Source organism: Allobosea sp. TND4EK4, assembly GCF_900156025.1.
In the GTDB taxonomy this organism is placed as follows: Bacteria; Pseudomonadota; Alphaproteobacteria; order Rhizobiales; family Beijerinckiaceae; genus Allobosea.
Genome location: NZ_FTMO01000004.1, coordinates 250,713 through 268,449, shown reverse-complemented (window position 1 = coordinate 268,449; position 17,737 = coordinate 250,713). Strand labels below are relative to the sequence as shown.

The following is a 17,737-nucleotide window of genomic DNA, read 5'->3' as shown; positions in this document are numbered from 1 at the left end:
ATCAAGCACCTCGTCATTGCGAGCACGGCGAAGCAATCCAGGAGGGCTGGGCTGAACCGTCCGGGGCCGTCCCGCCGGGTTGGCTCGTCGCCGCTCCTCGCAACGACGGAGCGGCTGGCGACGCAAAAAGGGCGGCCTTGCGGCCGCCCTTTTTGATCCTTCACCGGTCCGCTTCAGACCTGCGGCTGCGGCTCCAGCCCGGCGTCGGGCTCGTCGCGCTTGCGGCCCTTGCCGGCGCTCGGCACGGCCGAACCGCGCGGCGCCGAGGGAGTGTCGTCGATGTCGCGCGAGGGGCGCTTGCCGGCGATCAGATCGCGGATTTCCTCGCCGGTCAGCGTCTCGAATTCGAGCAGGGCCTCGGCGACCTGCACGAATTCGGTGTGGTGCTTGGTGAGGATTTCCTTGGCGTCGCGATAACCCTCGTCGACGAGGCGCTTCACCTCGGCATCGATCTTCTGCGCCGTCGATTCGGAGATGTTCTGGCTGCGGCCCATCGACATGCCTAGGAAGACCTCTTCCTGGTTGTCGCCATAGGCGACCAGTCCCAGCTCGTCCGAATAACCCATCTGCGTGACCATGGCCTTGGCCATCTTGGTCGCCTGCTGGATATCGCCTGTGGCGCCCGAGGTGACGTTCTCGCGGCCGAAGGTCATCTCCTCCGCCACGCGCCCGCCCATGGCGACCGCGAGCTGCGAGGTGAACTCCTTGAACTTCATCGAGTAGCGATCGCCCTCCGGCAGGAACTTCACCATGCCGAGCGCGCGGCCGCGCGGGATGATCGTGGCCTTGTGAACCGGGATGCCGGCCGGGACATAGAGCCCGACGATGGCATGGCCGGCCTCGTGATAGGCGGTGAGCTTCTTCTCCTCCTCGGACATCGCCATGGATTTGCGCTCGGCGCCCATCATGACCTTGTCCTTGGCGTCCTCGAACTCGGCATGGGTGACCATGCGCTTACCGCGCCGCGCCGCCAGCAGCGCCGCCTCGTTGACGAGGTTCATCAGATCGGCGCCGGAGAAGCCGGGCGTGCCGCGGGCGAGAATGCGCAGATCGACATCCGGTGCCAGCGGCACCTTGCGGACATGGACCTTGAGGATCTTCTCGCGGCCGGCGACGTCCGGATTCGGGACGACGATCTGGCGGTCGAAGCGGCCCGGGCGCAGCAGCGCCGGGTCGAGCACATCCGGACGGTTTGTGGCGGCGATGATGATGACGCCCTCGTTCGGCTCGAAGCCGTCCATCTCGACGAGCAGCTGGTTCAGCGTCTGCTCGCGCTCGTCATTGCCGCCGCCGAGGCCGGCGCCGCGATGGCGGCCGACTGCGTCGATCTCGTCGATGAAGATGATGCAGGGGGCGTTCTTCTTGGCCTGCTCGAACATGTCGCGCACGCGGCTGGCGCCGACGCCGACGAACATCTCGACGAAATCCGAGCCGGAGATCGTGAAGAACGGCACGTTCGCCTCGCCCGCCACGGCCCGAGCCGTCAGCGTCTTGCCGGTGCCGGGAGGGCCGACCAGCAAGACGCCGCGCGGAATACGCCCGCCCAGCCGCTGGAACTTCTGCGGATCGCGCAGGAATTCGACGATCTCGGTCAGGTCCTCCTTGGCCTCGTCGATGCCGGCGACGTCCTCGAAGGTGACGCGGCCATGCGCCTCGGTGAGGAGCTTGGCCTTCGACTTGCCGAAGCCCATCGCCCGGCCGGCGCCGTTCTGCATCTGGCGGGACATGAAGATCCACAGGCCGATGAAGATGACGAAGGGCAGCGAATTGACCAGCAGCGCCATGAACCAGGGCGTGCCTTCCGAAGGCGCCTTGGCGGAAACCTGCACGCCCTTCTGCGCCAGCGTGCGCAGCAGCGTCGGGTCGCCGTAGGGGGCGTAGGTCACGAAGCTGCGGCCGTCGGAGAAGGTGCCGGTGATCTCCTGCCCCGCCACGACCACGCTGGAGATGCGGCCGGATTCGGATTCGTTGATCAGCTGGCTATAGGGGATCTCGTTGGTGTTCGAGCGCTGGCTCGGGCTCTGGAACAGCGTGACGAGCGCCAGGACCAGCAGGAAGATCACCACCCAGAGGGCGAAATTGCGAAAGTTCGGATTCATCACCAGTCCGATCGGGCCTGCCGGGACCAACCGGAAGAGGCCTGGATTTCATTCATGATCAACTTAGGTGCGGCGCAGGCCCTTGCCAAGAGAAACGCTAGGGAAAGCGCATGCGCAGCAGCACTATGATGTCGCAGGGTGAACGCCGCGTCTGCGCCGGCCCTCCGGCCGGATCGTCAGCAGCCCACCGGGATCGAGCGACAGGATGAAGCCGGATAATGTCCGCCGCATGGCGACGCCCTCCCGCAGGGCGGCGCGCAGGGCAGCGGCGCAGGCCTCCAGCCGCTCGAGCCGGCCATAGCTCTCGGCGGCATCGGCCATCTCCGCCAGGGCTTTCGCAACGACCCGCAGCAGGATCTCGTCGGGCTCCGTGGCGATCGCGCCGAGCCCGAGCCGCATCATGCCCTCGACGGGCGACACCATGCGGACACGCTCCAGCGCCGCGGCGGCAAGGGCATCAAGCGCCTCCTCCTGCCGCGTCATGCGCCGCGCCAGGAGGCCGAGCCTCGCCGCATCCAGGCCATGCTCGGACAGGAAAGCGGCTGCTGCCCGCCACCGCACCCGCTCGAAGCGTGGATTGGCGTTGCTCGGATCATGCACGAATGGCAGCCCGCGCGCCTGCGCCGTCGCGATCAGCCGAGCCTTTGCGACATCGAGCAGCGGGCGCAGGATCTCGGCCTCGCCGCGGCGGCTGCGGAAACGCATGCCCGCGAGACCGGCCGGCCCCGAACCGTGCGCCATGCGCATCAGCAGCGTCTCCGCCTGGTCGTCGAGCGTGTGCGCGGTGACGATCGCCGCACCGCCGAGACGGCACGCCTCCCGCGCCAGCAGGTCGTAACGCGCGGCGCGGGCCGCGGCCTGCACCCCGTTCGCCGGCTTCGGCGCCTCCCACCGCAGGATGCGGTGGGGCACCCCGAGGCGCTCGCACAAGAAGCCCGCCGCGGCCGCCTCATCGGCGGATTCGGCCCTCAGCCCGTGATCGACGGTCGCGGCATGCAGCGCCGGACGGCCTTCGCCCAGCGCCCAGGCCGCGAGCAGGCCCGTGAGCGCAACGGAATCCGGCCCGCCCGACACCGCGACGAGCAGGCGGGTTTCCCGGGCAAGAGGCGCGAAGAACGCCGCCGCCTCGTCGGCAGCGATCGCGCCGGCGGCCTCCCCTGCCCGTTCCGGCAGCGCGCTCAAGCGCAGCCGGAGCGGCGGCGCTCGCGTGCCACGGCGGAGCGCACCGAGGTCGAGGCCTGCGGGTAGTCGACGCCGACCTTCGCATAGGTGGCGCAGGCCTGTTCCTTGGCGCCCAGCCCGTTCAGCGCCATGCCGAGGCGCAGCAGGCTGTCGGGAGCCTTGGTGGCGCGAGGCGATTCCTTCGAGATCTTCAGGAACTGCTCGGCCGCCTCGCGATAGCGCTGGCGCTGCATGTAGCTCTCCCCAAGCCAGTAGGTGGCATCCACGGCCAGCCGGTCGCGCGGATAGGCCTGCAGGAACTGGCGAAAGCCCATTTCGGCCTGCTCGTACTCCCGGCGCTGGAGGGAAGCATAGGCGGAATCATAGGCTTCCTTGGCGGTGGTGGGGCCGCTCGCCGCAGCGACGCTCTGGCCGCGCGGCGCGACCGCGACGCCGTTCTGGACCGGGCGGCCGACGCCCTGGAGATCGAGCGGCTGGCCGGTGGCCGGGCCCTCCTCCTCGATGATGCCGGCGATCCCGCCGCCCAGAGGCTGGGGAGCGCCTGCCGCGCCCCGCTGCGTGCTCGGGTCGAAGACGTCGCCGCGGCGCTGGCGCTGCTGCGTGCCGGCCGGCGCACCGCCGGCCGGAGGCGTGGCCGCGGGAGCCCTGCCGCCACCCTTCTCGTTGAGGCGGAAATCGACATCCTGCTGGAAGCGGCCGAGCTGGTCGGTCAGCCGCTTGTTTTCGAAGGTCAGCTGCTCGATCTGCCCCGAGAGCTGGCGCAGCTGGTTTTCCAAGCGCGTGACGCGCACCAGGAGATCGGCGGCATCCTGCGCGGAAGCCGGCAGGCTCGCGCCCAGAAGGCCGGCCGCGAGCGCAAGGGCCGGCAAGGCCGGCCGGACGAGGAAGCGGGCGAGGCTTGGGCGGGTCATGGACGAAATCGGTCTCCTGATAATATTGCCGGTTATCATATAGGCGCGGTCTCCGCGGCCAAAATATGAACGAAATTGCGTCCGGGCCGGAAAAATCGGCTGCGGCCTCCCAAGATCGCTCTGGCGCTTTGCCGGCGCGGCGCCTACATTGGCGAAGCGGGGCTGCCTGGTGCGTGCGAGACAGCATTCCCCGGGCCCATACGACTCCCTAGGGAGCTGTCCCTGCCCGGATCCTTGGAGCCGGGCACACGGCGCCCACCTACTTCTGTAGGTGTCCCGGGATTCAAAACTCCACGGCCGAGGTGGCTCCGCAACCTTCATGACCGATCTCTCCGCTCAACCGCGCTCCGAGGCGGCGCTCCGCAAGGCAGCGCTGCGCGATGCCGCCCTCGCGAGACGCGATGCGCTCGAGATCGACGACCGGCTCGAATGGGACCCCGACATCGCCCGGCAGGTGCTGGAACTGCCGGTCTGGGGACAGGGCGGACCGGTCTCCGCCTATTGGCCGATGCGCTCGGAGGCCGACCCCCGGCCGATTCTCGAAGAGCTGAACCGTCGCGCCCTGCTTTTGTGCCTGCCGGCCATCGTCGGCGGCCGGATGATCTTCCGGCAATGGGCGCCCTATGAGCCGATCGTGCCCGGCGGCTTCGGCACGCTCGTCCCGCCGCCGCAGCAGCCGGAGGTGCAGCCGCGCATCCTGCTGGTTCCGCTCGCCGCCTTCGACCGGCGCGGCTACCGGATCGGCTACGGCAAGGGCTATTACGACCGCGCGCTTTCGGACCTCGGGCAGACCGTCAGCATCGGCATCGGTTACGCGGCGCAGGAGATCGGCACGGTTCCCGAGGAGCCGCACGACAAGCGCCTCGACTGGATCGTGACCGAGCGGGAAACCATCCGCTGCGGTTGATTCCGCCGGGCTTTCGCGCGAGGGAGAGGGTCTTCCTGCCCCCGGACCCCGTTCATGCGACTTCTCTTCCTCGGTGACATCGTCGGCCGCCCGGGCCGGATCGCGGTTCAGGAGCGCCTGCCGGCCCTGCGCGAGGAGTGGCGGCTCGACTGCGTGATCATCAACGGCGAGAACTCGGCCGGCGGCTTCGGCATCACCGAGGCGATCTGCGACGAGATCCTGGCCGCCGGCGCCGATGTCGTCACCCTCGGCAATCATTCCTGGGACCAGCGCGAGGCGCTGGTCTTCATCGCGCGGCAGGACCGTCTGGTTCGCCCGGCGAATTATCCGCCCGGCACGCCCGGCCGCGGGGCCGCCGTGATCGAGGCCCGCAACGGCGCCCGCATCCTCGTCGTCAACGTGATGGGGCGGCTGTTCATGGACGCCCTCGACGACCCCTTCGCGGCGGTCGAGCGCGAACTGTCCGCCTGCCCCCTCGGCGAAGTTGCCGATGCCGTGGTCGTCGATGTCCATGCCGAGGCGACGAGCGAGAAGCAGGCGATGGGCTATTTCCTCGACGGGCGCGCCAGCCTCGTCGTCGGCACGCATACTCATGTCCCGACCTCGGACACGCGCATCCTGCCGGGCGGCACCGCATATCAGTCGGATGCCGGCATGTGCGGCGATTACGATTCCATCCTCGGCATGCAGAAGGACGAGCCGGTGCGCCGCTTCCTCCAGAAGACCCCCGGGGCGCGGCTCGAGCCCTCCACGGGCGAAGGCACGCTTTCGGGCGTCGCGGTCGAGATCGACGATGCCACGGGGCTGGCGAAGGCGGTCTGGCCGGTGCGGGTCGGCCCCCATCTTGGCCAGGCATGGCCCGAAGCCTGGATTTCCTGAGTTTTCAGGCCGGATGCGCGCCGCTTGCGCGCAGCCGCGCCCGGCGCCTATAAGGCCCGGCTTCCAGCAGCGTTTCCATCCGCAACCTCGCAAGAAGGCAACGGAGTCCCATGGCCGGCCATTCTCAGTTCAAGAACATCATGCACCGCAAGGGCAAGCAGGACGCGGTGCGCTCCAAGCTGTTCTCGAAACTGGCCCGCGAAATCACCGTCGCCGCCAAGATGGGCATGCCCGACATCAACATGAATCCGCGCCTGCGCATGGCGGTGCTCGCCGCGCGGGCCGAGAACATGCCCAAGGACAACATCCAGCGCGCCATCAACAAGGCTTCCGGCGCCGAGGGCGAGAACTATGACGAGGTCCGCTACGAGGGTTACGGCCCGGGCGGCGCCGCCGTCATCGTCGAGGCCCTGACCGACAACCGCAACCGCACCGCCTCCGCCGTCCGCTCCTACTTCACCAAATCGGGCGGCGCGCTGGGCGAGAGCAACTCGGTCTCCTTCATGTTCAACCGCGTCGGCGAGATCACCTATCCGCCGGAGGCCGGCGACGCCAACAAGGTCATGGAAGCGGCGATCGAGGCCGGCGCCGACGACGTGATCTCGGACGAGAACGGGCACACCATCCTGTGCGCCTTCGACAGCCTGAACGAGGTCTCCAAGGCGCTGGAAGCCTCCCTCGGCGCGCCGGCCTCGGCCAAGCCGGTCTGGCGCCCCACCACCAGCGCCCCGCTCGACGAGGACAAGGCCGCCTCGATGATGCGGCTGATGGAAGCCCTCGACAATGACGACGACGTCCAGAACGTCTTCGCCAATTTCGAGATATCCGACGAGATCATGGCCAAGCTCGGCTGAGGACGTCTCCACCGTCATTAATGACGGGAGCGGTGCTTATCGCCCCACGAACCCGTCCCAAAGCGGCAGGCTGACCAGCGCACTCAGCAGGATCACCGCATAGGCGATGCGGCGGAAGGTGGACTCGTCGGCCAGGCGGAAGCCATGCGTGCCCGCCCACATGCCGGCGCCATAGACCGCCATCAGCGGCAGGGCCATCGTCAGCGCGGTCATCGTCAGGATGTCGTTGCGCCAGAGGATGGTGCCTGAGATCAGGGTCGAGACGCCGAAGAAAGTCTGCAGATTGGCGCGGGTCTTGTGCCGGTCGTTGCGCTGGGCGCCGAGCCAGAACACGGCGAGCGGCATGCCGCCGATCGAGGCCATGCCGTTGAACAACCCCGAGAGCACGCCGACGCCGAGCGAGAGCGGGATGCCCGGCCGCCCGTGATAGCGCCAGCCCGAGGCCATCAGGGCGACGGCGGTGAGGATCAGCCCGGCGAGGATCCAGCGCATCGTCTCGCGGTCGAGCCAGATCAGCAGCCAGATGCCGGCCGGCAGCGCCAGCGTCGCGGTCAGCAGCAGCGGCGCCACCTCCCGCCATTCCGCCTGCCGGGCGTTGCGCAGCGCGATCGGCAGGGCGAAGGGCGCGTCGATGCACCAGATCAGCCCGAGCGCAGCGACCGGGCCGATCACCATCGAGGCCAGCGGCATGAACACCATCGCGAAGCCGAAGCCGGTGAAGCCGCGCACGAGCCCGCCGAGCAGCGTCGCCAGGATCAGGACGGCGAGCCCGGCCGTCGAGACGGCGGGAAACAGGAAGGCCAGGAGTTCGGTCATACTGTCCGGGTCAGAGGGCTCGAAATGGGAGCAGGCGGTCACCAGCTGTCAAAGCGGCGCCTGCGACAACCCCCGTCCGCGTGATGCGACCGATGCACGCCGCTCATCGGAAGACCGAAGTCGGGAAGGAAACGTTAGGGCACCGCATGGAACAAAGCGTGTCCAAGGTTTAGGCTGCGCCCGACATGAACCCACCGATTCGCATTCTCGGCATCGACCCCGGTCTTCGGAAGACCGGCTGGGGCGTCGTCGTCTCGGAGGGCAGCAGGCTCTCCTTCGTCGCCTGCGGCTGCATCGAGAGCGACGGCGCGGCCCCGCTCGGCGAGCGCCTGCGCCAGCTCCACGAGGGGCTGCAACGGGTTCTCGCCACGCAGAAGCCTCACGAGGCGGCGGTGGAGGAAACCTTCATCAACCGCGACCCGCAATCGGCCCTGAAGCTCGGCCAGGCGCGCGGCATCGCGCTGGTCGTGCCTGCGCTGGCGGGGCTCGACGTCGCCGAATATGCCGCCAACCTCGTCAAGAAGACGGTGGTCGGCGTCGGCCATGCCGACAAGAAGCAGGTCCAGGCGATGATCCGCGTATTGCTGCCCAAGGCCGAGACCAGTTCGGCAGACGCAGCAGATGCGCTTGCCGTCGCGATCTGCCACGCCCAGCATCGCGGCATGCGCGCGCTGGTCGCGCAGATGCGGGCGGGGTGAGGTCGTGATGAGCCACCGCAGGATCTCAGCACCCTCCGTGTCATCCCGGACGCAGCGTAGCGGAGATCCGGGATCCATTCCGGAGCGCCGCTGGGTTAGGTTCCGGAATGGATCCCGGGCCTCCCTGCGGTCGCCCGGGACGACCCGCGGAGGGGTGTTGCAATGATCGGCAAGCTCAAGGGCGTGATCGATTCCTATGGCGAGGATCACGTCATCATCGACGTCCAGGGCGTCGGCTATGTCGTGCAATGCTCGGCACGCACGCTGCAGCGGCTTCCCAAGCCCGGCGAGGCGGCCGTGCTCGCGATCGAGACCCATGTGCGCGAGGATGCGATCCGGCTCTACGGCTTCATGTCGGACAATGAGCGGGACTGGTTCCGGCTGATGCAGGCGGTGCAGGGCGTCGGCGCCAAGGTCGCGCTCGCGATCCTCTCGACTCTCGATCCCGGCGGGCTCGCCACCGCCATCGCCACCAACGACAAGGCTGCGATTGCGCGCTCGCCCGGCGTCGGCCCCAAGCTGGCGCAGCGCATCTGCGCAGAGCTCAAGGACAAGGCGCCCGCTTTCGGCCATGTCGATCCCAGCCTCGCCCAGCTCTCAGGCGCCCTGGAAGACCGGACGCTGCCGCAGCCGGTTGCCGACGCCGTCTCGGCTCTCGCCAATCTCGGCTACCCGCAGGCGCAGGCGGTTGCTGCGGTGGCCGCTGCCGCAAGGGCGGCCGGCGACGGAGCCGGCACCGCCCAGCTCATCCGGCTGGGCCTCAAGGAGCTGGCCAAGTGAGCCCGCTGCGCGAGGCCGGCGAGATCGCCATCGGCAGGCTCGAACTGCGTCTCGTCACCGACAAGAGCGAGCTTCTCGCGATCATGCTGGCGACATGGGGCTCGCACAGCATGATGATCGGTCTCCATGTCTACGACGTGGCGGAGATCGACGCGCTCGGCCTGTACGCTCCCGACGGCAGCACGGCCGCGCTGGCGAGCTGGACGCTGCGCGGCGAGAACGCCTATCTCTGCGCGCTCCACTCGCTGAAGCCCGGCGAAGGCATCGCGATCCGAATGCTCGACGAGGTCGTCGCGGCCGCCCGCAAGGCCGGGGCCGGCCGGCTCAAGGCGATGGTGACGAACGACAACATGCCCGGCCTGACCTTCTATCAACGCCGCGGATTCCGTCTCTCGGGGCTTTATCTCGACGCCATCGATGCCTATCGCTCCATCGTTCCGACGATCATCGAGACGGGATACAAGGGCATCCCGATCCACGACGCACTGGAACTGGAGATCGTTCTGTGAGCGAGCCGAAGCGCTCCGGGCTGATGACGGCCGAACGCCGCGACGACGACAGCGAAAGCTCGCTGCGGCCGCTGTCGCTGTCGGATTTCACCGGCCAGGCGGCAGCGCGCGCCAACCTCCAGGTCTTCATCAATGCTGCCAAAAGCCGCGGCGATGCCCTCGACCATGTGCTCTTCGTCGGTCCGCCCGGCCTGGGCAAAACGACGCTGGCGCAGATCGTCGCGCGCGAGCTCGGCGTCAATTTCCGCTCGACCTCGGGTCCCGTCATCGCCAAGGCCGGCGACCTCGCCGCCCAGCTCACCAATCTCGAAGAGCGCGACGTGCTCTTCATCGACGAGATCCACCGCCTCAATCCGGCGGTGGAGGAGATCCTCTATCCCGCGATGGAGGACTATCAGCTCGATCTCATCATCGGCGAGGGCCCGGCGGCGCGTTCGGTCAAGATCGACCTGCCGAAGTTCACGCTCGTCGGCGCCACCACCCGCGCCGGCCTGCTGACGACGCCGCTGCGGGACCGCTTCGGCATTCCGATCCGCCTCCAGTTCTACACGGTCGAGGAACTGCAGGGCATCGTCGCGCGCGGCGCCCGCGTGCTCGGCGTGCCGATGTCGGATGATGGCGCCAACGAGATCGCCAAGCGCTCCCGCGGCACGCCCCGCATCGCCGGCCGCCTGCTCAGGCGCGTGCGCGATTTCGCCATCGTCGACGGCGACCCGATCGTCACCCGCAAGGTCGCCGACAAGGCGCTGTCGCTGCTCGATGTCGACGCCATCGGCCTCGACCAGATGGACCGGCGCTATCTCACAACCGTCGCGGTGAATTTCGGCGGCGGGCCGGTCGGGATCGAGACCATCGCCGCCTCGCTCTCCGAGCCGCGCGATGCGATCGAGGAGATCATCGAGCCGTTCCTGCTCCAGCAGGGCTTCATCCAGCGCACGCCGCGTGGACGGCTCCTGACGCCCCACGCCTTCCGCCATCTCGGCATGCCCGAGCCCTCGCGGGAGAGCGCGCAGTTCGGGCTGTTCGGGGAGGGGGAGGAAGAAGCGTGACGAAGATCCTTCGCAATGTTGCACTGGCACTTGCCCTGACGGGTCTCTGCGCCTTCATGGCGGCCTCGGCCCGCGCCGGCGACGAAGTTCCGCGCGGCCCGGTCGAAGAGGCCTACGCGGTCACGATCAAGACGCTCTCGGCCAAGGGCAAGGCCCCGCCGCCGGCCTGGCGCCCGCCGCATCGCGACAAGCTGATGACCAGGAGCCTTGCCGCCCTCTTCGCCCGCGACGACCTCTATCAGGAGGAGAGCGGCGAGATGGGCCAGATTGGCGCCGATCCCTTCCTCAACGGCCAGGACGGCGAGGTGAAAAAGCTGAGCTTCGACACGATCCCGGTCGCGGCTGGCAAGGCGACGGTGCTCGCCAATTTCCGAAGTTTCGGCAAGCCGACGGTCGTCGCGTTCAAGATGCTACGAGAGAACGGCGGCTGGCGCATCGACGACATCGTCAATAGCTTCGAGGGCAAGGATTATTCGGTCCGCGAACAGCTTTCGCAGCCCTATGACTGCGGCTCCTTCATGAACAAGCCCTGCAAACGCTGAGCGCAGGCAGGGCTGGTGGTCCGATTTCTCCTGCGCTCAGCGCCGCGCGATCTTCGCGCGCATCATCGCCGGGCGGGCGCCGGCATCGTTCAGCGCGCCTGATTTCGCCGCCTTCGGATTGCCGATCGGCCGCATCCCTTCTCCCGCCGTGCGGTTTGTGGGCCGTTCCCGCGCGGTTTGGCGCTGCTTGGCGGCGAGCGCCTTGCGGGCGAGGCTGCGCTGGCTCGGCCCCCTCTCCTTCTCGGTCCGCCGGGTGCTCTCCGCGCCGATTCGCTTCAACGCCCCCGTCAGCGCGTCGGCCTTTTGCTTCGTGCCGCTGTTGTCGCTCGCGGGACGGGCGCCCCTGGGCTCCGCCTTGCCGCGCATCTCGCGCTTCTGCCGGCGTGCCGCATCGCGAGCCTTGTCGCGCCGCTGCCGCAACTGCATGCCCAACTCCCGCAGGTCCTGATCGGAGAGCGTCACGATCACGGCCCGCTGCGTGCGCTCGACGAACTCGGCTTCGGTCTTGTCGAGCAGCCTCGCGGTCGCCCTGGTGGATTGAGCCATGATCAGCCTCCTTTTCGGTGGTAGCGCCTGAGCTTGGTGCTCTTGGGCAACGCCGCTCGCGGCGGGACCGTTCCGGGAAGGATCGTCGCAGGCGGCACGCTTTCCCAGGCACGCCGGGATGGGCTATGGCCTTCCGGCGAAAGAGAACCAGCATGAGCCAGACCCACCGCCTCCCCGTCCGCGTCTATTACGAGGACACGGATTTTTCCGGCGTCGTCTACCACGCCTCCTATCTTCGCTTCATGGAGCGTGGCCGGACCGAGTTGATCCGCGCGCTCGGGATCGAGCAGCGCGAGCTCTTCGACGGGGAGACCGCGCTCGGCTTCGCGGTGCGCAAGATGACCATCGATTTCCTGCGCCCCGCCGTGATGGACGATCTGCTCACTGTCGAGACGCGCTCGGTCGAGGCGCGCGGGGCGACGATGGAACTCGAGCAGCGCGTGCTGCGCGGCGAGGAGGTGCTGATCACGGCGCAGGTGAAGGTCGCCTGCGTCGGCGGCGGCCGGGCCCGCCGCATCCCGGACGGACTGCGCAAGCGACTCATGCTCGACGAATGACCCGTCGCACGGGAACCGGCGGCCTCGACGCTGCGCGTGGCGCCATGTTAGCGCTCCTCACATGAGCTGGAAGCGCGACCGCCCCGATACGCCCCGCGGCTATCACCACGGCAACCTGAAGGAGGAGCTGGTGAAGGCCGCGCTCGGCCTGATCGGCGAAAAGGGCCCCAACGGCTTCACCTTCGCCGAGGCCGCCCGCATGGCCGGCGTCAGCCCCGCCGCGCCCTACCGGCATTTCCGCGACCGGGACGAGTTGCTCGCCGATGTCGCCACCCGCGGCTTCGAGGCCTTCCAGACGGCGCTGTCAAAGGCCTGGGACCAGGGCCGCCCCGACCCCGAGACCGCGTTCCACCGCCTCGGACGCGCCTATCTCGCCTTCGCCCATGACGAGCCGGCCTATTATTCCGCGATGTTCGAGGCCGGCGTTCCGCTCGATGCCAGCCCCGCGCTGCGCGCCGCCGCCGACCTTGCCTTCGCCGATCTGCGCCAGGCCGCCGAGGCGCTGATCGCGCGGCTGCCGCAGGGCAAGCGCCCGCCTGCCCTGATGATGGCGCTGCACATCTGGGCGATGTCCCACGGCATCGCTGCCCTGTTCGGCCGTGCCGATGGCGGTCGCCGCCCCTTGCCGATGTCGGCCGCCGAGCTGCTGGAGGCCGGCATGCTGATCTACCTGCAGGGCCTCGGCCTCGACCGTCGCCCGCCGGAATAGGGGCAGGGAGCCCCATCCGCCGATAACCGCCCGCCGGCGTGATCGAATCGCGCCTGCGATCTTTCGGCAGGCGCTATTGTGACGGACGGCGCTGCTCCCACATCCTGCTGAGCCGCTGGCGCCCGATCTTGACAACCGGGCTTGCCGGATCCAGATATGTAAATGTGATTTACATTCACGAGATCACCTGGAGGAGGACAATGCCGATCGTCGCCAAGCTTGACGAATATGGAAAGGGAGCCTGGATCGCCTTCGCGGTTCTCGGCTTCATCGTGTTCTGGCCTCTGGGTCTCGCGACCCTGGCCTTTCTGTTCTGGAGTGGACGCATGGGTTGTGGTTTCGGCGGAGACCGTTACGAACACCGGATGAGCCGGCTGCAGGCCAAGATGGACCGCATGCGCGAGCGCATGGCCGGCCGCGAAGGCTTCGGTGGTGGCTTCGGCGGATGGGGCCGCGGCCCCTCCAGCGGCAACAGCGCCTTCGACGAGTACCGTCAGGAGACGCTGCGCCGCCTCGAGGACGAGCAGAAGGAGTTCCAGGACTTCCTGGCCCGGCTGCGAATGGCCCGCGACAAGGCCGAGTTCGACCAGTTCATGGCCGAGCGCCGCGGCGACCGGCAGACCGGCGACAGGCCCGAGCCGCAGGCGAGCGCCGGCTGAAGCTGCCGAGTTCAAAAAACTACAGCATCTCAAGCGCCCGCCCCGGGCAACCGGGGCGGGCGTTCTCCGTGCGACCGCACACGGGTTGCCAGGCAAAGGCTCTTCAGGCGCGGGCGATCCAACCCCGCCACGTGAAGGCGGCGTAGAACATCGCGATGTCGGAGAACCCCGCATCGCGCAGAATATCCTCGTCCTCGCCGGGATCGAGCAGGTTGAGATGCGCGTCGACCGCAGCGCGCGCCGAGGCAGCCTGCTCGGGATTGGCGCCCGCTGCGACCGCATAGGCGGCGTACCGCGACAGCCAGGTTGGTCGCGACGCCGGATCTTGCGGGAAGCTGCTATGCGCGGTGACGAGTGGCGCACCGGGCTTGAGCCGCGAGTGGAGGGCTTGCATTGTGCGCAGGCGCTCGGCCGCATCGAGGAAATGCAGCGTCAGCAGGCAGGTCGCCGCATCGAACGGACCGGCCGGCGCATCGTCGATATAACCATGCACCAATTCGATGCGCTGCATCAGTGGCCCGAGCGTCCGCCGGGCCATGTCGAGCATCGGATCGGATGGATCGACGCCGACGAAGCGCCAATCGGGCTGCGCCTGGGCAAGGGCCCCGAGTTCGAGCCCGCCGCCGGCTCCCAGCACCAGCACGCGCGCCTGGGCGGGCGCGGTTTCCGCAAGCAGGACTCCCGTCATGCGGTGCAGCGCCTCGAAGCCCGGAACGAAGCGCGGCGGACCTTCGGCATAATTGGCGATGGCTTCCGGATTCTTGAAGCTGTTGGCGGCATTGCGGGCAGGCTGGACGCAGCCGGTCGTCATGGGCAGGACCCTTCCGCGCGTCCTCGCAGGGCGAGACGCGCACTGAAATCGGCGTGGAGCATGGCGAGCGTCACGGTGCCGAGACGCGCCAGCAGCATGGCCTCGGCCTCGCGGAAGCTGTCCGCGAGCGCCGCGTTGACCGCTTGTTCGATCAGGCAGGAGGGCGCTTCGGTTCGGTGTCCGATCGCGAGGAGTTCGGGCTCGCCGAGCGCTTCATGGACGTCCCGCAGGGTGATCTCGGCGAGGTCGCGGGCCAGGACCCAGCCGCCCCCGTGGCCCTTGCCGGAGCTGACATAGCCGCGCTTGCGCAAGCCCGCCATGATCCGCCGGATGACCACCGGGTTGGTCTGCATGATGCGGGCGAGGTGCTCGGACGTGACCGGGACGTCGCGCCCCGCCATATGCAGCAGAACGTGGAGAAGGCCCGACAGGCGGCTGTCTCTTTTCATGTAACTTCTATAATTACATGATGCCGAGAAAACAAGGCTCTCCGGCGAATGGCGGGAGATCGCTGCACCCCCAGGGCTCGAAACGCCGTCCGACGCGCATGCGTATACCCGGCATTAACCTTGCCGGAGGCTTAACTCGATCGCGTGCATGCGGTTCGCAGGAAACCCCGGTTTGGCCCATCTTTCGCCGGATTCAAAGGCGATTGAAGGACACGGCATTCCCCGGATCGTGGATCGGGCGGCGTCGCGGGGTGCCCCGTGGCGCGTATGGCAGGGTATGGGCCGGGAGACCGGCCGGTATCGCCAGGCAAAAAAGGACGACAGAATGAACCCCGCGGATGTCGCGCAGGCCGCGCCGCAGATCGACATGTCGTTCTGGACGCTGTTCTGGCACGCACACATCGTCGTCAAGCTGGTGATGATAGGGCTGATCGGCGCCTCGATCTGGTGCTGGTCCATCATCGTCGACAAGACGCTGCTCTATCGCCGCACCCGTCGCGACATGGACGCCTTCGAGGAGGTGTTCTGGTCGGGCCGTTCGCTGGAGGAGCTCTATCGAGACCTCGCCAGCCGGCCGGTCAACGACATGGCGGCCGTCTTCGTCGCGGCGATGCGCGAATGGAAGCGCTCCTTCGAGAACGGCACGCGCTCGATCGCAAGCCTCTCCCAGCGCATCGACAAGGTGCTGGACGTCACCATCCAGCGCGAGACCGAGCGGCTGGAGTCGCGGCTCCTCGTGCTCTCGACCATCGCTTCGGCCGCGCCCTTCATTGGCCTGTTCGGCACCGTGTGGGGTATCATGACCTCGTTCACCGCCATCGCGGTGTCCAAGAACTCCTCGCTGGCCGTCGTGGCGCCGGGCATTGCCGAAGCGCTCTTCGCCACCGCCATCGGTCTCTTCGCCGCGATTCCCGCGCTCATCGCCTATAACCGGCTGCAGGCCGACGTCGCCAAGGCGCAGGGGCGCCTGGAAGCCTTCGCCGACGAATTCTCCGCGATCCTGTCGCGGCAGATCGACGAACGCATGGCCGCGTGAGGACCTGACCGATGGGTATGTCCGCTGCCTCGGGCGCGCAGGGCGGAGGTCGCCGTGGCCGGCGCTCCCGCCGCCATCGCGCCATCGCCGAGATCAACATGACGCCGTTCATCGACGTCATGCTGGTGTTGCTCATCATCTTCATGGTCGCCGCGCCGCTGATTGCGACAGGCGTCCCGCTCGATCTGCCGCAGACGGGCGCCAAGCCGATCAATGTCGACCAGAAGCCGGTGACCGTCGCGATCGACAGCAAGGGCCAGATCTTCCTGCAGGACGAGCCGACGCTGGAGCCGGACCTCGCCGCCAAGCTGCAGGCGATGGCCAAGCAGGGCTTTGACGAGCGCATCTATGTCCGCGGCGACAAGCAGGTCGATTACGGCCGCGTCGCCTCGGTCATGTCGACCATCACCGCCGCCGGTTTCAAGCGCGTCGCGCTGGTGACCGAACCGAGTTCCCGCTGAACGGCCAGAGGATCGCCAAGGATATTCGTCGCGTGAAGCTTTCGACCTCCGAACCTGGCTGGCTGGTGTCGGCGCTGGGCCATACGACGGCGCTCGTCGTGGGGCTTCTGGCGTTCTCGTCGCCTGCGCCGCTGCCGGAGCATCAGGAGGCGATCGCCGTCGAGCTGATCGACCCCAACGCGCTGAACCAGATCACGCGCGGCGAACGCAACGCCGAGAAGGTTCAGGAGAAGCCGACCCCGCGGGCCGAGCGCCAGTCCGAGGTCGTCGAGCGCAAGGAGGCTGGCGAGGCCAAGGTCGATGCGCCTGCCCCGCCATCGCGCCCCGTCGAGTTGAAGACCGCCGACGATAGCGCCTCGGCACCGCTGCCGCCCGCCCGCCCGGTCGAGCAGCCCAAGCCCGACGTCAAGCCGCCGGAGCCGCCCAAGCAGCCCCCGCAGAAGAGCGAGGCCGCCGCCGCGCGCGAGGCCGAGCAGAAGCGCGAGGAGCTGGCCAAGCTCGCCGCCGACGCCGAGCTCGCCTCCAAGGCCAAGCAGGCCGAGGAGGAGGCGAAGGCCGCCGCCAGGGCGAAGGCCGAGGCCGACGCGCAGCAGGCAAAGGCGAAGGCGGAGGCCAAGGCCAAGGCCGATGCGCTCGCCAAGGCCGAGGCGGAGAAGCTCGCCAAGCAGCAGGCCGAAGCCGCCGCCAAGGCGAAGGCCGAAGCGGAGAAGCAGGCCAAGCTCGCTGCCGAGGCAAAGGCCAAGCAGGAGGCCGAGGCGAAGGCGAAGAAGGAGGCGCAGATCGCCAAGAACTTCAACGCCACCGATATCGAGCGCCTGCTCCAGTCCAAGGAGAAGGCCCAGTCGACCGGCTCCTCCGCGCCGCAGGTCAATCGCACCGCCTCGCTGGGGACGCAGACCGGCTCCTCGCAGAAGCTCAGCCCCTCGCTCAAGGCACAATTGATCGGCATCATCCAGGACCAGTTGCTGAAATGCTGGAACGTGCCGATCGCGCTCGCAAACGCCCATGGCGGCGCCAATGTCGTGCCGACCGTGCGCATGAGGCTGAACACGGACGGCTCGCTCGCCGGCCAGCCCGGCGTGGTGAACTCCTCCGCCGATCCGCTCTTTCGTGTCGCCGCCGATTCGGCGCTGACCGCCACCCGCCGCTGCGCGCCTTTGCGCATCCCGGCTCAATTCGCCGCTTATTATGACGACTGGCGTGATGTCGTCGTCAATTTCGACGCAAGGGACGTGCTGTGACCCTGATCGACCGCAACCCTCTCACCTTCCTCTCTGCGGCGC

At 68.2% G+C, this 17,737-nt stretch carries 21 protein-coding genes and 1 other RNA gene; 15 read left to right on the top strand and 7 right to left on the bottom strand.

Annotated features, from left to right (window positions below):
- Positions 1-173 precede the first annotated feature (173 nt).
- The 3 genes from ftsH to ybgF form a co-directional block, all read right to left on the bottom strand.
- Entirely contained in the window at positions 174-2,099 is a 1,926-nt protein-coding gene (gene ftsH / locus BW981_RS10585; protein ID WP_076438858.1) for an ATP-dependent zinc metalloprotease FtsH, read from the bottom strand.
- A 123-nt stretch (positions 2,100-2,222) separates the two neighbouring features.
- Positions 2,223-3,281, bottom strand: a complete 1,059-nt coding sequence (gene tilS, locus BW981_RS10580; protein WP_175624090.1) for a tRNA lysidine(34) synthetase TilS — start codon at positions 3,279-3,281, stop codon at positions 2,223-2,225.
- Entirely contained in the window at positions 3,278-4,192 is a 915-nt protein-coding gene (ybgF, locus tag BW981_RS10575) for a tol-pal system protein YbgF (protein WP_083712283.1), read from the bottom strand. The genes tilS and ybgF overlap by 4 nt, the downstream gene beginning before the upstream one ends.
- Before the next feature lie 156 nt (positions 4,193-4,348).
- Here ybgF and ssrS point away from each other — a divergent pair.
- From ssrS to BW981_RS10555, 4 genes are all read left to right on the top strand, one after another.
- A non-coding RNA gene (ssrS, locus tag BW981_RS10570) (6S RNA) lies at positions 4,349-4,505 on the top strand.
- 6 nt (positions 4,506-4,511) lie between these two features.
- Positions 4,512-5,099: a 5-formyltetrahydrofolate cyclo-ligase gene (locus tag BW981_RS10565; RefSeq protein ID WP_076438855.1), complete on the top strand. Its 588-nt coding sequence runs from the start codon at positions 4,512-4,514 to the stop codon at positions 5,097-5,099.
- Between the two features lie 54 nt (positions 5,100-5,153).
- Positions 5,154-5,978: a TIGR00282 family metallophosphoesterase gene (locus BW981_RS10560; protein WP_076438852.1), complete on the top strand. Its 825-nt coding sequence runs from the start codon at positions 5,154-5,156 to the stop codon at positions 5,976-5,978.
- A gap of 110 nt (positions 5,979-6,088) precedes the next feature.
- Positions 6,089-6,832: a YebC/PmpR family DNA-binding transcriptional regulator gene (locus BW981_RS10555; RefSeq protein ID WP_076438849.1), complete on the top strand. Its 744-nt coding sequence runs from the start codon at positions 6,089-6,091 to the stop codon at positions 6,830-6,832.
- A gap of 36 nt (positions 6,833-6,868) precedes the next feature.
- On the opposite strand, the gene BW981_RS10550 is transcribed toward BW981_RS10555, so the two are convergent.
- Complete coding sequence (locus BW981_RS10550) at positions 6,869-7,648, bottom strand: sulfite exporter TauE/SafE family protein (protein ID WP_076438847.1); 780 nt, start codon at positions 7,646-7,648, stop codon at positions 6,869-6,871.
- A 185-nt stretch (positions 7,649-7,833) separates the two neighbouring features.
- Here BW981_RS10550 and ruvC point away from each other — a divergent pair, with 185 nt between their 5' ends.
- The 5 genes from ruvC (at position 7,834) to BW981_RS10525 (ending at position 11,226) form a co-directional block, all read left to right on the top strand.
- Positions 7,834-8,346, top strand: coding sequence for a crossover junction endodeoxyribonuclease RuvC (gene ruvC / locus BW981_RS10545; protein WP_076438845.1), 513 nt, complete (start codon positions 7,834-7,836; stop codon positions 8,344-8,346).
- A gap of 162 nt (positions 8,347-8,508) precedes the next feature.
- Complete coding sequence (ruvA, locus tag BW981_RS10540) at positions 8,509-9,126, top strand: Holliday junction branch migration protein RuvA (protein WP_076438843.1); 618 nt, start codon at positions 8,509-8,511, stop codon at positions 9,124-9,126.
- Complete coding sequence (locus tag BW981_RS10535; protein ID WP_076438841.1) at positions 9,123-9,635, top strand: hypothetical protein; 513 nt, start codon at positions 9,123-9,125, stop codon at positions 9,633-9,635. The genes ruvA and BW981_RS10535 overlap by 4 nt, the downstream gene beginning before the upstream one ends.
- 23 nt (positions 9,636-9,658) lie before the next feature.
- Entirely contained in the window at positions 9,659-10,684 is a 1,026-nt protein-coding gene (gene ruvB, locus BW981_RS10530; RefSeq protein ID WP_076438980.1) for a Holliday junction branch migration DNA helicase RuvB, read from the top strand.
- Positions 10,681-11,226 (top strand): DUF3828 domain-containing protein, encoded by a 546-nt coding sequence (locus tag BW981_RS10525; RefSeq protein ID WP_076438839.1) that lies wholly within the window; start codon positions 10,681-10,683, stop codon positions 11,224-11,226. Before ruvB ends, BW981_RS10525 begins: the two co-directional genes overlap by 4 nt.
- Before the next feature lie 36 nt (positions 11,227-11,262).
- Here the strand turns inward: BW981_RS10525 and BW981_RS10520 are convergent, their stop codons facing one another.
- Positions 11,263-11,772, bottom strand: coding sequence for a hypothetical protein (locus BW981_RS10520; RefSeq protein WP_076438837.1), 510 nt, complete (start codon positions 11,770-11,772; stop codon positions 11,263-11,265).
- A 152-nt stretch (positions 11,773-11,924) separates the two neighbouring features.
- Between BW981_RS10520 and ybgC the strand changes: the two genes are divergently transcribed.
- The 3 genes from ybgC (at position 11,925) to BW981_RS10505 (ending at position 13,697) form a co-directional block, all read left to right on the top strand.
- On the top strand, positions 11,925-12,329 hold the full coding sequence (gene ybgC / locus BW981_RS10515; RefSeq protein WP_083712282.1) for a tol-pal system-associated acyl-CoA thioesterase: 405 nt from the start codon (positions 11,925-11,927) through the stop codon (positions 12,327-12,329).
- 61 nt (positions 12,330-12,390) lie between these two features.
- Entirely contained in the window at positions 12,391-13,038 is a 648-nt protein-coding gene (locus tag BW981_RS10510; protein WP_076438833.1) for a TetR/AcrR family transcriptional regulator, read from the top strand.
- Between the two features lie 200 nt (positions 13,039-13,238).
- Positions 13,239-13,697 (top strand): DUF2852 domain-containing protein, encoded by a 459-nt coding sequence (locus BW981_RS10505; RefSeq protein ID WP_076438830.1) that lies wholly within the window; start codon positions 13,239-13,241, stop codon positions 13,695-13,697.
- Between the two features lie 103 nt (positions 13,698-13,800).
- Here BW981_RS10505 and BW981_RS10500 read toward each other — a convergent pair whose 3' ends face one another.
- Both BW981_RS10500 and BW981_RS10495 read right to left on the bottom strand, forming a co-directional pair.
- Positions 13,801-14,508 (bottom strand): class I SAM-dependent methyltransferase, encoded by a 708-nt coding sequence (locus BW981_RS10500; RefSeq protein ID WP_076438828.1) that lies wholly within the window; start codon positions 14,506-14,508, stop codon positions 13,801-13,803.
- Positions 14,505-14,957, bottom strand: a complete 453-nt coding sequence (locus BW981_RS10495) for an Rrf2 family transcriptional regulator (protein ID WP_076438826.1) — start codon at positions 14,955-14,957, stop codon at positions 14,505-14,507. The genes BW981_RS10500 and BW981_RS10495 overlap by 4 nt, the downstream gene beginning before the upstream one ends.
- A gap of 325 nt (positions 14,958-15,282) precedes the next feature.
- Here BW981_RS10495 and tolQ point away from each other — a divergent pair, with 325 nt between their 5' ends.
- The 3 genes from tolQ to tolA are packed head-to-tail and all read left to right on the top strand — an operon-like array spanning position 15,283 to position 17,695.
- Positions 15,283-15,993 (top strand): protein TolQ, encoded by a 711-nt coding sequence (gene tolQ / locus BW981_RS10490; protein ID WP_076438824.1) that lies wholly within the window; start codon positions 15,283-15,285, stop codon positions 15,991-15,993.
- An 11-nt stretch (positions 15,994-16,004) separates the two neighbouring features.
- Positions 16,005-16,454 (top strand): protein TolR, encoded by a 450-nt coding sequence (tolR, locus tag BW981_RS10485; protein WP_076438821.1) that lies wholly within the window; start codon positions 16,005-16,007, stop codon positions 16,452-16,454.
- A gap of 32 nt (positions 16,455-16,486) precedes the next feature.
- Positions 16,487-17,695 (top strand): cell envelope integrity protein TolA, encoded by a 1,209-nt coding sequence (gene tolA, locus BW981_RS23035; protein ID WP_175624089.1) that lies wholly within the window; start codon positions 16,487-16,489, stop codon positions 17,693-17,695.
- Positions 17,696-17,737 lie beyond the last annotated feature (42 nt).